This window comes from Pseudomonas sp. 22189, from assembly GCF_052045635.1.
GTDB lineage: Bacteria > Pseudomonadota > Gammaproteobacteria > Pseudomonadales > Pseudomonadaceae > Aquipseudomonas > Aquipseudomonas parakoreensis.
In genome coordinates this window covers 1-14645 of the sequence record NZ_JBQEPG010000040.1, presented here as the reverse complement: position 1 = coordinate 14645, position 14645 = coordinate 1, and the positions used below count along the sequence as shown (strand labels likewise).

Below are 14645 nucleotides of genomic sequence, written 5' to 3'. Positions count from 1 at the left end.
AGATAAACCTCGTCGCGTCTTTATGAAAAGTTGTTCTGCGGTGGAAAATTCCTGCGCTCGCTGACCAGAAGCTTAGGCGGTCAGGTCGGGTTCGGCGGGGTAGGCGACGGGATGAACGATGGGCTCGAGGGGAAGTGAGCAGGTAGTGGCGGACTGCGGGCGCATTCGGGCGTCGTGGGCCTTTATACGTTCTACAGCGTGAAGCCGGGTTACCTAATTACGCTTCCGTCCCTCGGGACAACTTCGTTCCAGTCGGCAACCTCGTCAAACACACCTTGTGGGCGGTACAGACACGAAGCGGTTCGCGGGGTAGGTGCGAACGTCGCTTCGAAGGCCCTTGCCAGGGCCTCTGATTAGCGGGAGCGAGGCCATCATGCCTTCGCTTTTTTGGCTCGTCAAACGTTTTGTAGTGCTTTTTTTCAAGCACTACATCTTTCGTCTAATACGACTAATCAGTCAGTTTTCGGTGCTTTAGTCCAGGGCGTCGACTTTGACCCGCAAGGTCATGTCATCCCGGCCTTGAGTCGAGTAGCTGCGGGCCAGCCCCTGTTTGTCGGCCTGAGTCTGGCGATTCACCCCGGCGAGAGTGATCCATTCGCCCAGGCGTCCGCTGACCGTTGTGTCGGTACTTTGCACGTTCACTACATCGGGACGTTCCTGGTTCATGCGGTCACGGTTGGTACTGATTGCCAGGTGAACGATGTCGCCGGTGACGCTCGCCGTCACGTAGAAACCCTGGGTGACGTTGCGGTATTGCGTCTGGCTGCTGTAATCGCCGTAGGAGTTGGTCTGGCTGCTGGTGATCGGCACACTTTGACCGACTTGAATCAGCGCCGGCATGCCGTCGGTGGCTTGCACCTGCTGCACGCCGCCATCACGGCTGGCGGTGCTGCGGCTGATGATGCGGGTCTGGTTCGGTTGGGCGCCGTTGACCGAGTAGCCTTCATCGCCACGGTCGTTGTTTTCATTGGTATCGACCGTGATCAGCAGGCGTTTGGGCGCAGTGTCGAGTTGACTGATCAGCGCCTTGAGTTCCTGGATCTTGTCCGGCTCGGCCTTGATGATCAGTTGATTGCCATAGGCGCTGACCTGACCGTCCTTGCCGATGAAGTCCTGCGCCATCGGCAGCATATCGGCACTGGTGCGGTAATTGAGGGGCACGATTTCTGTGGCTGCCATCACCGAAAAACTGCAGCCGAGCAGCAGGGTGGTGAGCAGTGTGCGTAGGGACATGTCCGTTATCTCCGCTTTCGAAAGGCTTGATATTGCCAGTTTGTCGGCCCGGGGTGGGGCAAGTTGAATCGTAGACAGCAAAACGCCCCGGCATCCGAAAATGGCGGGGCGTTTTGAGAGGGCGCTCAAGAGCCTTTGTAGTGAGGGGATTTATCCCCGATGGGGCGCGGAGCGGCCCCAAAAAACCTTGGGCCTGCTTCGCAGTCCATCGGGGATAAATCCCCTCACTACAGGATCTCCAAAGATCACAAGATTTCTGCCGCTCAGGCCGAATGGCGAACCATATCGACATGCGGAATCCCGGCTTCAAGGAATTCCTCACTGACCAGGCTGAAGCCCAGGCGCTCATAGAACGCCGTGGCCTGTACCTGGGCGCTGAGCATCTGCTGCTGCAGGCCGCGGGCTTCGGCTTCGGCGATGACCGCCTGCATCAGCGCATCACCCACCTTCATCCCGCGCCAGTCCTTCAGTACCGAAACCCGGCCAATGTGCCCGTCGGGCAGCAGGCGCGCGGTGCCGATCGGAAAGTCACCTTCGAACGCCAGAAAATGCACGGCGGTCGCGTCATCGGCGTCCCATTCAAGCTCGGGTGGCACCGATTGTTCGGCGATGAACACCGTTTCACGAATGCGCCGGATCTCGGCGTTGTCCTTTTGCCAGTCTGCGACACGTACGCGAATCTTATTCATCGGCAAATCCCAGGCTGCCCTGTTTGACCAGCTCACACAGCAGGCCGCGACCGTCTTCGTCGTTCAGCCACTCGCCGAGGTTGTCGACGTGCAGCGCATCGGCGGCGCAGATCATCTTCAACAGCTCGCGCAGCTTGCCCGGCAGGTAACGGCTCTGACCGCTGGCGAACAGCAGCAGATCGTCATCGACTTCCGACCAGGCCAGGCGCGCGCTCGGGTTGCGGATCAGCACCGCACCGTCTTGCAGGGCGTTGAGGAAGTCGTCTTCTTCAACGTCTTCCGGGCCGACCACCAGTTCCGGGTAGCGCGGTTCGGTCATGTACTGGCCGAACCAGGTCAGCAGCAGGCGTTCGTCGCTCATGTGTTCGGCGAGCAGGCTTTTCAGGCGGCCGAGTGCGTCGTGCTGGATCTGATGCGGATCATCGCTGACCGGCTTCGCATCGGCGTCGGTGTAGCGTTCTTCGTCAGTCAGGAACTGGCTGAGGAAGTCAGTGAAATGGGTCAGCACTTCAGAAGCGCTCGGCGCACGGAAACCGACCGAGTAGGTCATGCAGTTGTCGACGGCGACGCCGCAATGGGCCAGACGCGGTGGCAGGTAAAGCATGTCGCCCGGTTCCAGCACCCATTCTTCGGTTTCGTGGAATTCGGCGAGGATGCGCAGATCCGCGTGTTGCAGCAGCGGGCTTTCGGAGTCGCACATCTGGCCGATCTTCCAGTTGCGCTTGCCGTGGCCTTGCAGCAGGAACACGTCGTAGTTGTCGAAGTGCGGACCGACGCTGCCACCGGGGGCGGCGAAGCTGATCATCACGTCGTCGACGCGCCAGCTCGGCAGGAAGCGGAAGTTTTCCAGCAGTTCGCTGACTTCCGGGACGAATTGATCAACGGCCTGAACGAGCAGGGTCCACTCTTTTTCCGGCAGCTTGCTGAATTCGTCTTCGGCGAACGGGCCGCGACGCAGCTCCCACGGACGCTCGCCGTGTTCGATCACCAGGCGCGACTCGACCTCTTCTTCCAGGGCCAGGCCGGCCAGTTCGTCGGCGTCGATCGGGCTTTCGAAGTCAGGGATGGCCTGACGGATCAGCAGCGGCTTTTTCTGCCAGTAATCGCGCATGAATTCGCGCGCCGTAAGACCGCCCAAAAGTTGAAGAGGAGTATCAGGATTCATGTGTAACCTATTGAAAAAAAGCATTTTTCAGACGGGAATAAAAACGCCCGGCGCGGCCGGGCGTCTCAAACGGGTCAAGCGGTGAATCAGATGCGTTTTGCTTGCGCCACAGCGTTACCGATGTAGTTGGCCGGGGTCAGCTGTTTCAGCTCGGCTTTCGCTTCGGCTGGCATGTCCAGGCCGTCGATGAAAGTCTGCAGCGCTTCAGGGCTGATGCCCTTGCCGCGGGTCAGTTCTTTCAGCTTCTCGTACGGGTTTTCGATGTTGTAGCGGCGCATTACGGTCTGGATCGGCTCGGCCAATACTTCCCAGCAAGCGTCCAGATCGGCAGCAATCTTGTCGGCGTTGAGCTCGAGTTTGCTGATGCCTTTGAGGCTGGCTTCGTAGGCAATCACGCTGTGAGCAAAGCCCACGCCAAGGTTGCGCAGTACGGTGGAGTCGGTCAGGTCGCGCTGCCAGCGGGAGATCGGCAGTTTGCTCGCCAGGTGCTGGAACAGTGCGTTGGCGATGCCCAGGTTGCCTTCGGAGTTTTCGAAGTCGATCGGGTTGACCTTGTGCGGCATGGTCGACGAACCGATTTCGCCAGCGATGGTGCGCTGCTTGAAGTAACCCAGGGAGATGTAGCCCCAGATGTCACGGTCGAAGTCGATCAGGATGGTGTTGAAGCGCGCGATCGCGTCGAACAGCTCGGCGATGTAGTCGTGCGGTTCGATCTGTGTGGTGTACGGGTTGAAGCCCAGGCCCAGTTCGTCTTCGATGAAGGCGCGGGCGTTGGCTTCCCAGTCGATCTGCGGGTAGGCCGACAGGTGCGCGTTGTAGTTGCCTACGGCGCCGTTGATCTTGCCCAGCAGCGGCACGGCAGCGACTTGAGCGATCTGACGCTCGAGACGGTAAACCACGTTCGCCAGCTCTTTGCCCAGCGTGGTCGGGGAGGCCGGTTGACCGTGGGTGCGCGACAGCATCGGCACGTCGGCGAAACGGATTGCCAGTTCGCGGATGGCGTTGGCAGTCTGGCGCATCAGCGGCAGCATCACGTCGTCACGGCCTTCGCGCAGCATCAGGGCGTGGGACAGGTTGTTGATGTCTTCACTGGTGCAGGCAAAGTGAATGAACTCGCTGACCTTGGCCAGCTCCGGCAGCTTGGCCGCCTGCTCCTTGAGCAGGTATTCGATCGCCTTGACGTCGTGGTTGGTGGTGCGCTCGATCTCTTTGACGCGCTCGGCGTGCTCCAGCGAGAAGTTTTCAGCCAGTTCATTGAGAACGGCGTTGGCCTCGGCGGAGAAGGCGGGCACTTCCGGGATACCGGCGTGGGCGGCCAGGCGCTGGAGCCAGCGCACTTCAACCAGGACGCGGGCACGGATCAGGCCGTACTCGCTGAAAATCGGGCGCAGGGCCTGGGTTTTGCCGGCGTAGCGGCCGTCAACAGGGGAAACCGCAGTGAGCGAAGAGAGCTGCATGGGGTGTTCTCGGACAGTCGGGCAACGAAATGGGGCGCGTATCATACATGAAAAAATCCGCCGGTCCGTTGCCAACTGACCGGCGTATTACGCGCTACAGACTACAAACCTTTTATCGCGCGACGATTTACTCGCTGCGCATCAACGGATACAGCTCTTTGAGCAGCTTGCGCCGGCTGATCACCAACTGCCAGCGATGGCCGCCGAGCTGGCGCCACAGGCGTGCCGAGCGAATGCCGGCCAGCAGCAGGGCGCGGATCTTCGAAGCGTTGCTCGGTTGTTGCAGGTTGCGCATGTCGCCATGCACCTGAATCCGCTGGCGCAGTGTGCTCAAGGTGTCCTGATACAGTGCACCGCAAGCGGCGATCACGTTTTCGTGGGCCGGGCCGAAATGTTCGACCTGCGACTGGATCTGCGGCAAGCGCTTGCCAATGGTGTCGAGCATGTCGTCACGCTTGGCCAATTGACGTTCGAGGCCGAGCATCGACAGGGCGTAGCGCAGCGGTTCGCGCTGCAGGGTGCTCGGGTCGCGCTCGAGGGCGCCGATCAATGCCCGATAACCCTCGCGCAGATTGATATCGTCGCCGCCGTACACGTCCAGTGTGTCTTTCGGGTCGCGTACCAGCAGGCTGCCGAGCATGCAGCTCAGGCCGGCTTCGCTGGTCTGGCCGGTCTTGGCGATCCGGTCGACCAGCACGGCGGCGAGAAACACCCCGCCCAGCGCCGTCAGTTGCTCCTGAGTCGGGCTCATGCCTGGCCGCTCCACGGCTCGGCGACTTCGATCACGCCGCCCCCGAGGCAGATTTCATCGTCGTAGAACACCACGGATTGGCCCGGGGTGACAGCGCGTTGCGGTTCGTCGAACACAGCGCGGTAGCCGTTTTCGGTTTTTTCCAGGGTGCAAGCCTGATCGCTCTGGCGATAACGCACTTTGGCGGTGAGGCGCAGCGGCTGGCTCAGGTCGATCGGATTGACCCAGTAGATTTCCGAAGCGAGCAGGGCGCTGGAGAACAGCCACGGATGGTTGTTGCCTTGGCCGACGATCAGCTCGTTGGTGTCCAGATCCTTGCGCAGCACGTACCACGGTTCGTCGCCGGCATCTTTCAGGCCGCCGATACCCAGGCCCTGACGCTGACCGATGGTGTGGTACATCAAGCCGTGGTGACGGCCGATGACCTCGCCTTCGGTGGTCTTGATCTCGCCCGGTTGCGCCGGCAGGTATTGCTTGAGGAAATCGCTGAAGCGTCGTTCACCGATGAAGCAGATTCCGGTGGAATCCTTCTTCTTGGCGGTCGCCAGCTCGTATTTCTCGGCAATGGCGCGCACTTCGGGCTTTTCCAGTTCACCGACCGGGAACAGGGTCTTGGCGATCTGTTCGCCGCCGACGGCGTGCAGGAAATAGCTCTGATCCTTGTTCGGATCGAGGCCCTTGAGCAGTTCGGTGCGGCCATCGATGTCACGACGGCGCACGTAGTGGCCGGTGGCAATCAGGTCGGCACCAAGCATCATGGCGTAGTCGAGGAACGCCTTGAACTTGATCTCGCGGTTGCACAGGATGTCCGGGTTCGGCGTGCGACCGGCCTTGTATTCGGCGAGGAAGTGCTCGAACACGTTGTCCCAGTACTCGGCGGCGAAGTTGGCGGTGTGCAGCTTGATGCCGATCTTGTCGCACACGGCCTGGGCATCCGCCAGGTCATCCATGGCGGTGCAGTATTCCGTTCCGTCGTCTTCTTCCCAGTTCTTCATGAACAGGCCTTCCACCTCGTAACCCTGCTCGATCAGCAGGAGAGCGGAAACGGAAGAGTCCACGCCGCCGGACATGCCGACAATGACGCGCTTCTTGGATGTGTCAGAAGGGGCTGGATCACGCATAGGGATTCAATGAGTGTCTTGAAAAAGGACGCGATTCTAGCAGGCTCACGGCCTCAAGGCTAAAGAGAAGGGCGGATCAGTTCGAGACTGAAGTGATGACCGGCCAGATAGTCGTCGATGCAGCGGATGATCAGCTCGCTGCGCCAGTTGTCGCGCTGAGCGATTAATTCGCTACGGGTCAACCACTTGGCGCCGACGATGCCGTCGTCGAGTTGATAGTCCGGGTGGTGTTTCACCGCTTTGGCGCTGAAGCACACGCGCTGGTAAGTCACGCCGTTGCTCGGTGCGGTGTACAGGTAAATCCCGATCACGCCAGTGGGTTCGACGTCCCAGCCGGTTTCCTCGAGGGTTTCGCGGATGGCGGCGTCGATCAGGGTTTCGTCCGGGTCGAGATGGCCGGCGGGCTGGTTGAGCACGTTACGCCCGGCCTTGTGCTCTTCGACCATCAGGAAGCGGCCGTTGTCTTCGACGATGGTGGCGACGGTGATGTGGGGGAGCCATTCCATAAAACCTTCCTCAATATCCAGGTTTAACCCGATTCCCTGTGGGAGCTGGCTTGCCAGCGATGGCGGCTTATCATTCACCATTGAAGGTGCCTGATCCACCGCTATCGCTGGCAAGCCAGCTCCCACAGGGTTTTGTGTTGTATTCGGAAACAGAAACCCCGGCACTGGGCCGGGGCTTCTTTGCAGCATTACAAGCTTAAACCAGCGCAGCAATCGCCGCGTTGAAGGTTGCGCTTGGGCGCATGGCCTTGCTGATCAGCTCGGCGTCGGCGTGGTAGTAACCACCGATGTCCACTGGCTTGCCCTGCACGGCGTTGAGCTCGGCAACGATGGTCGCCTCGTTCTCGGTCAGGGTTTTGGCCAGGGTCGCGAACTGCGCTTGTAGTGCAGCGTCTTCGGTCTGGGCGGCCAGGGCCTGAGCCCAGTACAGCGCCAGGTAGAAGTGGCTGCCGCGGTTGTCGATGTTGCCGACTTTGCGCGATGGCGACTTGTTGTTGTCGAGGAACTGGCCAGTGGCCTGATCCAGGGTCTTGGACAGAACCAGTGCTTTCGGGTTGTTGTAGTTCACGCCCAAATGCTCAAGGGACGCTGCCAGCGCGAGGAATTCGCCCAGCGAGTCCCAACGCAGGAAGTTCTCTTCGACCAGTTGCTGCACGTGCTTCGGCGCCGAACCGCCAGCGCCGGTTTCGAACAGGCCACCGCCGTTCATCAGCGGCACGATCGACAGCATCTTGGCGCTGGTGCCCAGTTCCATGATCGGGAACAGGTCGGTCAGGTAGTCGCGCAGTACGTTGCCGGTCACCGAAATGGTGTCCTTGCCTTCGCGGGTGCGCTGCAGGGTGTACTTCATGGCATCGACCGGCGCCATGATCTGGATGTCCAGACCGCTGGTGTCGTGATCCTTCAGGTACGCCTGAACCTTCTCGATAACCACGCCGTCGTGGGCGCGCATCGGGTCCAGCCAGAAGATCGCCGGGGTGCTGCTGGCGCGAGCGCGGTTGACGGCCAGTTTGACCCAGTCCTGAATCGGCGCGTCTTTGGTCTGGCACATGCGGAAGATGTCGCCGGCTTCAACAGCCTGTTCCATCAGCAGGTTGCCCTTGCTGTCGGTGACGCGAACCACGCCGTCAGCCTTGATCTGGAAAGTCTTGTCGTGCGAGCCGTACTCTTCGGCTTTCTTCGCCATCAGGCCAACGTTTGGCACGCTGCCCATGGTGGTCGGATCGAACGCGCCATTGGCTTTGCAATCTTCGATCACGGCCTGGTAGATGGTTGCGTAGCAACGATCCGGGATCACTGCCTTGGTGTCGTGCAGTTGACCGTCGGTGCCCCACATCTTGCCGGAGTCACGGATCATTGCTGGCATCGAGGCGTCGACGATAACGTCGCTCGGCACGTGCAGGTTGGTGATGCCCTTGTCGGAATTGACCATCGCCAGCGATGGACGCGCGGCGTAGACCGCTGCGATGTCCGCTTCGATCTGTGCTTGCTGCTCGGCCGGCAGAGCCTTGATGCGCGCGTACAGATCGCCAATGCCGTTGTTCAGGTTGAAGCCGATCTGGGCCAGCACGTCAGCGTGCTTGGTCAGGGCGTCTTTATAGAACTCGGCAACAATCTGGCCGAACATGATCGGGTCAGAGACCTTCATCATGGTCGCTTTCAGGTGCACCGAGAGCAGTACGCCTTGCGCCTTGGCGCTGTCGATTTCAGCAGCGATGAACGCACGCAGGGCGTTTTTGCTCATCACGGCGCAGTCGAGGATCTCGCCGGCCTGAACGCTGGTTTTCTCTTTCAGGACGGTCGCGGTGCCATCTTTGGCAATCAGTTCGATCTTCACAGCGTCAGCGGCGTCGATCAGGGCAGCTTTTTCGCTGCCGTAGAAATCGCCGGTGCTCATGTGAGCCACGTGGGACTTGGAGTCTTTGGCCCAGGCGCCCATTTTGTGCGGGTGCTTGCGCGCATAGTTCTTGACCGACAGCGGAGCGCGGCGGTCGGAGTTGCCTTCACGCAGAACCGGGTTCACGGCGCTGCCCTTGACCTTGTCGTAACGCGCCTTGGCTTCTTTTTCGGCGTCGTTGGTCACGGTTTCCGGGTAGTCCGGCAGGTTGTAGCCCTGGGCTTGCAGCTCTTTGATTGCCGCTTGCAGCTGAGGTACCGAAGCGCTGATGTTCGGCAGCTTGATGATGTTGGCTTCAGGCGTAACGGCCAGGGCGCCCAGTTCGGCGAGGTGGTCGGCTACGGCTTTGTCGCCCAGTTGCTCGGGGAAGCTGGCCAGGATGCGTGCTGCAAGAGAGATATCGCGGGTTTCCACGGCGATATCGGCCGAGGCGGTGTAAGCCTCGATGATCGGCAGCAGGGAATAGGTGGCGAGGGCTGGAGCTTCGTCGGTGAAGGTATAGATGATCTTCGAGCGGGTGGGCATATTCGGATTAACTCTCTCTTCTTTGCTAAAGCGTGCGCAGAAACTCGAGGGGCGCCGGGTAAGCGCGTTCGTTCAAAGTCATCCATGAACCGAATGTCGAGAATCTTCGCGGTGATGTTGGGTGCATCGTTGAGCGTCAAGCAGTCAGGCTGCGGTAACAACCCGACCAATCAGGCGGAAAGTCTCGTGCTAGAGAGGCCAGCCGTCGTGACCCTTTGGTCAGCGGGCGGCATTATACATAGGTAGCTGGCAATCTGCCGATGGTTCATATGCAACCGGTCTCGTCCATTGGTCTAAAGGTCGCAGGGCGGGGTGGGGCGTAGAGTCGCCGGGAATGCTTGAGTTTGGCGCTTTTCCCTTTGCTTTCAGGCTTGTACGAAACCAGATGTGCCCGCGTCGTGAACAGAGGGTTTGCGTGTTGATTTAACTGGGTTACGCTCGAACCAAGCCAGATGTTCAATCCAAACAATGGAGTTCAGCATGGGTTACAAGAAGATTCAGGTTCCAGCCGTCGGCGACAAAATCACCGTCAATGCAGACCATTCTCTCAATGTTCCTGATAACCCGATCATCCCCTTCATTGAAGGTGACGGCATTGGCGTCGACGTCAGCCCGGTGATGATCAAAGTGGTTGATGCTGCCGTGGCCAAGGCCTACGGGGGCAAGCGCAAGATTTCCTGGATGGAGGTTTATGCTGGCGAAAAAGCGACTCAGGTCTATGACCAGGACACCTGGCTGCCCCAGGAAACCCTGGACGCCGTCAAGGATTACGTGGTCTCCATCAAGGGCCCGCTGACCACCCCGGTCGGTGGCGGCATCCGCTCCCTCAACGTGGCCCTGCGCCAGCAACTCGATCTCTATGTCTGCCTGCGTCCAGTGGTGTGGTTCGAAGGCGTACCGAGCCCGGTGAAAAAGCCTGGCGACGTCGACATGGTGATCTTTCGCGAGAACTCCGAAGACATCTATGCCGGCATCGAGTGGAAGGCCGGCTCCCCTGAGGCCACCAAGGTCATCAAGTTTCTGAAAGAAGAAATGGGCGTCACCAAGATCCGTTTCGACCAGGATTGCGGTATCGGCATCAAGCCTGTTTCCAAGGAAGGCACCAAGCGCCTGGTGCGCAAGGCCCTGCAATACGTGGTGGACAACGACCGCAAGTCGCTGACCATCGTGCACAAGGGCAACATCATGAAATTCACCGAAGGTGCCTTCAAGGACTGGGGCTACGAGGTGGCGAAGGAAGAATTCGGCGCCGAGCTGCTCGATGGCGGCCCATGGATGAAGTTCAAGAACCCGAAAACCGGCCGTGAAGTCATCGTCAAGGATGCCATTGCCGACGCCATGCTCCAGCAGATCCTGCTGCGTCCGGCCGAGTACGACGTGATCGCCACGCTGAACCTCAACGGTGACTACCTCTCCGACGCCCTGGCGGCTGAAGTGGGCGGTATCGGTATCGCGCCGGGCGCCAACCTGTCCGACACTGTGGCAATGTTCGAAGCCACCCACGGTACCGCGCCGAAGTACGCCGGCAAGGATCAGGTCAACCCGGGTTCGGTGATTCTGTCGGCCGAGATGATGTTGCGTCACCTGGGCTGGACCGAAGCGGCTGACCTGATCATCAAGGGCACCAATGGCGCCATCAAGGCCAAGACCGTGACTTACGACTTCGAACGTCTGATGGAAGGCGCCACGCTGGTGTCTTCTTCGGGCTTCGGTGAGGCGATCGTCAAGCACATGTAAGAACGGCAGTCGCAACAAAACCGCCCGGCTCGAGTGATCGAGCCGGGCGGTGTGTTTTCTGGCAGGTGTTCGGGTCGCTTCAGCTGGTCACGGATTGGTGATGAGCGGCTGTCGAGGCGGCATCTTTCGCGACCTCGACATTCTGAATATTTGTGGCGTGCAGGCCTTTGGGCCCTTGCACGATCTCGAATTTGACGGTTTGCCCGGCTTTGAGGGTTTTGTACCCGTCCATCTTGATGGCGGAGTAGTGGGCAAAGAAATCGATGTCCTTGCCGTCCTCGTCCTTCCCCTCGCGGGAGTCGGTGTTAATGAAACCGAACCCCTTGGCATTGTTGAACCATTTCACCTTGCCGACAGCCATGCTCAAATCCCTCTGCAACAGTCTCCATCGCTGGAGTATCATCCAATTCATCCGCAATCGAATCCGTTAAAAAGATTGACTCCGCGGATCTTTTTTACCCACTGTGGGCTCTATTGGTTGTAACACCGTTTTCCCGATAGTCAAGGTGACCGGGCAGTCGGAGTTGAAAAGGTGTACAGCCGCCCCCACCACTGTATTTGCACAACTGACGAACCTTTCTTTCCATGCATGCAATCAGCCAGATTCGACTAACATTCAATCAGGATCGCCCGCTTCTCCAAAAGGATCTTCCACAGGAGCACGACGACGATTCGGCAGGCGTTGCTGTTCAGGAAGCAAAGCCTGCGTTACAGGCGCCGCCGATGTACAAGGTGGTTTTGTTCAACGATGACTACACACCGATGGATTTCGTCGTCGAAGTGCTCGAGGTGTTTTTTAACCTGAATCGCGAGCTGGCGACCAAGGTCATGCTGGCCGTTCACACAGAAGGACGGGCAGTATGTGGAGTGTTTACCCGCGACATCGCCGAGACAAAGGCCATGCAGGTCAACCAGTACGCCAGGGAAAGCCAGCATCCGCTACTCTGTGAAATCGAGAAGGACGGTTAATCGCCGACCACTTGGGTATGAGGTGAAGCTATGTTAAACCGCGAGCTCGAAGTCACCCTCAATCTTGCCTTCAAGGAGGCTCGTTCGAAGCGTCATGAATTCATGACCGTCGAACACCTGCTGCTGGCCCTATTGGACAATGAGGCTGCCGCCACCGTATTGCGTGCCTGCGGCGCAAACCTCGACAAACTCAAGCACGACCTGCAGGAGTTCATCGACTCAACCACGCCATTGATCCCCGTCCATGACGAAGATCGCGAAACCCAGCCAACCCTGGGCTTCCAGCGTGTACTGCAACGTGCTGTTTTTCATGTACAGAGCTCGGGCAAACGCGAAGTGACTGGCGCCAACGTGCTGGTTGCAATCTTCAGTGAGCAAGAGAGTCAGGCCGTGTTCCTGCTGAAACAGCAGAGCGTTGCGCGCATTGATGTCGTCAACTATATCGCCCATGGCATCTCCAAGGTGCCGGGGCATGGCGATCACTCTGAAGGTGAACAAGATATGCAGGACGACGAGGGCGGTGAGTCTTCTTCTTCAGGCAATCCGCTGGATGCTTATGCCAGCAATCTCAACGAACTTGCGCGCCAGGGTCGAATCGATCCGCTGGTCGGTCGCGAAACGGAAGTCGAGCGTGTCGCGCAGATCCTCGCGCGTCGACGCAAGAACAATCCGCTGCTGGTCGGCGAGGCGGGCGTGGGTAAAACCGCGATTGCCGAAGGCCTGGCCAAGCGGATTGTCGACAACCAGGTGCCGGATTTGCTGGCCAATAGCGTCGTCTATTCGCTCGACCTCGGCGCTCTGCTTGCAGGCACCAAGTATCGCGGTGATTTCGAGAAGCGCTTCAAGGCGCTGCTCAATGAACTGAAAAAACGTCCGCAGGCGATCCTGTTCATCGACGAGATTCACACCATCATCGGTGCGGGCGCTGCGTCCGGTGGCGTAATGGATGCCTCGAACCTGCTCAAGCCGCTGCTGTCGTCTGGCGACATTCGCTGCATCGGCTCGACCACGTTCCAGGAATTTCGCGGCATCTTCGAGAAGGATCGTGCGCTGGCACGACGCTTCCAGAAAGTCGATGTCGTCGAGCCGTCGGTGGAAGACACCATCGGTATCCTGCGCGGCCTGAAGGGGCGTTTCGAGCAACACCACAACATCGAATACAGCGATGAGTCGTTGCGCGCCGCTGCTGAGCTGGCATCGCGTTACATCAATGACCGGCACATGCCGGACAAGGCCATCGACGTGATCGACGAAGCGGGCGCCTACCAGCGTCTGCAGCCGGCCGACAAGCGCGTGAAGCGCATTGACGTGCCGCAGGTTGAAGACATCGTGGCGAAAATCGCGCGGATTCCGCCGAAACATGTCACCAGCTCCGACAAGGAACTGCTGCGCAATCTGGAGCGTGACCTGAAGCTGACGGTATTTGGTCAGGACGCGGCGATCGATTCGCTGTCGACCGCGATCAAGCTGTCCCGCGCCGGCCTCAAGTCGCCGGACAAGCCAGTGGGTTCGTTCCTGTTTGCCGGTCCAACCGGTGTCGGCAAAACCGAGGCTGCGCGGCAACTGGCCAAGGCGTTGGGGATCGAACTGGTGCGCTTCGACATGTCCGAGTACATGGAGCGCCACACCGTATCGCGTCTGATCGGTGCGCCTCCAGGCTATGTCGGCTTTGATCAGGGCGGTCTGTTGACCGAAGCGATCACCAAGCAGCCGCACTGCGTGTTGCTGCTCGATGAAATCGAGAAGGCGCATCCGGAAGTCTTCAACCTGCTGCTGCAGGTGATGGACCACGGTACGCTCACCGACAACAACGGGCGCAAGGCGGACTTCCGCAACGTGATCATCATCATGACCACCAACGCCGGCGCCGAGACGGCAGCGCGGGCTTCGATCGGCTTCACTCATCAGGACCACTCGTCCGATGCGATGGAAGTGATCAAGAAGAGCTTCACGCCGGAGTTCCGTAACCGTCTGGACACCATTATCCAGTTTGGTCGCCTCAGCCATGAGGTCATCAAAAGTGTGGTGGACAAGTTCCTAACCGAACTGCAGGCGCAACTGGAAGACAAGCGTGTGTTGCTGGAGGTTACCGATGCGGCGCGCAGTTGGCTGGCGGCCGGTGGTTACGACTCGGCGATGGGCGCACGTCCGATGGCGCGTCTGATCCAGGACAAGATCAAGCGTCCGCTGGCGGAGGAGATTCTGTTTGGCGAGCTGGCCGAGCATGGCGGTGTGGTACACATCGACATCAAGGATGGTGAGCTGACGTTTGACTTCGAGACTACGGCTGAGATGGCCTGACGGTTGTTGGTCTGTTGTAAAGCGAAAGGCGCCTTCGGGCGCCTTTTTTGTTGTCTGATCTTTTTTGGGTGTATATCCGTTGCTGCGGTAACGGCTGCTTAGGGTTCCGCCCTTACGGCGGGTCACTTTTGACAAACGCCTCAAAAGTAACCAAAAAGGCTTTACCCTGACGTTCGGCCCTCGCTCAGGCTCGGGTTCCTTCGCTGCGGGATTCATCCGGGGGCAGCGCCTACGGTTTGCTTCGCTGCACCTCCTCTCGCTGTGTTTGGCTGCGCCAAACGGTCGCTGCGCTCC

Annotated in this window: 12 protein-coding genes; 3 read left to right on the top strand and 9 right to left on the bottom strand. The window is 59.4% G+C overall.

Annotated elements, in window-relative coordinates; all coding sequences use genetic code 11:
- Window positions 1-471: 471 nt before the first annotated feature.
- The 8 genes from ACTJKS_RS26210 to ACTJKS_RS26175 all read right to left on the bottom strand — a co-directional run bounded on the left by ACTJKS_RS26210 (window position 472) and on the right by ACTJKS_RS26175 (window position 9344).
- Entirely contained in the window at window positions 472-1233 is a 762-nt protein-coding gene (locus tag ACTJKS_RS26210) for a secretin N-terminal domain-containing protein (RefSeq protein WP_108182331.1), read from the bottom strand.
- Between the two features lie 263 nt (window positions 1234-1496).
- Window positions 1497-1922, bottom strand: coding sequence for a GNAT family N-acetyltransferase (locus tag ACTJKS_RS26205; RefSeq protein ID WP_003223818.1), 426 nt, complete (start codon window positions 1920-1922; stop codon window positions 1497-1499).
- On the bottom strand, window positions 1915-3087 hold the full coding sequence (locus ACTJKS_RS26200) for a ribosomal protein uL16 3-hydroxylase (RefSeq protein ID WP_041073232.1): 1173 nt from the start codon (window positions 3085-3087) through the stop codon (window positions 1915-1917). Before ACTJKS_RS26200 ends, ACTJKS_RS26205 begins: the two co-directional genes overlap by 8 nt.
- Window positions 3088-3173: 86 nt before the next feature.
- On the bottom strand, window positions 3174-4544 hold the full coding sequence (purB, locus tag ACTJKS_RS26195; protein WP_027614666.1) for an adenylosuccinate lyase: 1371 nt from the start codon (window positions 4542-4544) through the stop codon (window positions 3174-3176).
- Between the two features lie 127 nt (window positions 4545-4671).
- Window positions 4672-5295 (bottom strand): high frequency lysogenization protein HflD, encoded by a 624-nt coding sequence (hflD, locus tag ACTJKS_RS26190; RefSeq protein WP_041073234.1) that lies wholly within the window; start codon window positions 5293-5295, stop codon window positions 4672-4674.
- Window positions 5292-6416, bottom strand: a complete 1125-nt coding sequence (gene mnmA, locus ACTJKS_RS26185; protein WP_108182332.1) for a tRNA 2-thiouridine(34) synthase MnmA — start codon at window positions 6414-6416, stop codon at window positions 5292-5294. Before mnmA ends, hflD begins: the two co-directional genes overlap by 4 nt.
- Window positions 6417-6475: 59 nt before the next feature.
- The gene (locus tag ACTJKS_RS26180) at window positions 6476-6922 is read right to left on the bottom strand and encodes an NUDIX hydrolase (RefSeq protein WP_041073236.1); all 447 of its coding nucleotides are present in this window, start codon (window positions 6920-6922) and stop codon (window positions 6476-6478) included.
- A gap of 196 nt (window positions 6923-7118) precedes the next feature.
- Window positions 7119-9344, bottom strand: a complete 2226-nt coding sequence (locus ACTJKS_RS26175; RefSeq protein WP_041073238.1) for an NADP-dependent isocitrate dehydrogenase — start codon at window positions 9342-9344, stop codon at window positions 7119-7121.
- Between the two features lie 480 nt (window positions 9345-9824).
- Between ACTJKS_RS26175 and icd the strand changes: the two genes are divergently transcribed.
- Window positions 9825-11081 carry an NADP-dependent isocitrate dehydrogenase gene (gene icd, locus ACTJKS_RS26170; RefSeq protein ID WP_041073239.1) on the top strand — a complete coding sequence of 419 codons (1257 nt, stop codon included), beginning with the start codon at window positions 9825-9827 and terminating at the stop codon, window positions 11079-11081.
- Window positions 11082-11160: 79 nt separating this feature from the next.
- On the opposite strand, the gene ACTJKS_RS26165 is transcribed toward icd, so the two are convergent.
- A complete protein-coding gene (locus tag ACTJKS_RS26165) occupies window positions 11161-11442 on the bottom strand; it encodes a cold shock domain-containing protein (RefSeq protein ID WP_108182333.1) in 282 nt (93 codons plus the stop codon).
- A gap of 224 nt (window positions 11443-11666) precedes the next feature.
- Here ACTJKS_RS26165 and clpS point away from each other — a divergent pair, with 224 nt between their 5' ends.
- Both clpS and clpA read left to right on the top strand, forming a co-directional pair.
- Entirely contained in the window at window positions 11667-12050 is a 384-nt protein-coding gene (gene clpS, locus ACTJKS_RS26160; protein WP_011334948.1) for an ATP-dependent Clp protease adapter ClpS, read from the top strand.
- Window positions 12051-12080: 30 nt separating this feature from the next.
- Window positions 12081-14351: an ATP-dependent Clp protease ATP-binding subunit ClpA gene (clpA, locus tag ACTJKS_RS26155; protein WP_041073244.1), complete on the top strand. Its 2271-nt coding sequence runs from the start codon at window positions 12081-12083 to the stop codon at window positions 14349-14351.
- The last annotated feature ends 294 nt before the right edge of the window (window positions 14352-14645 follow it).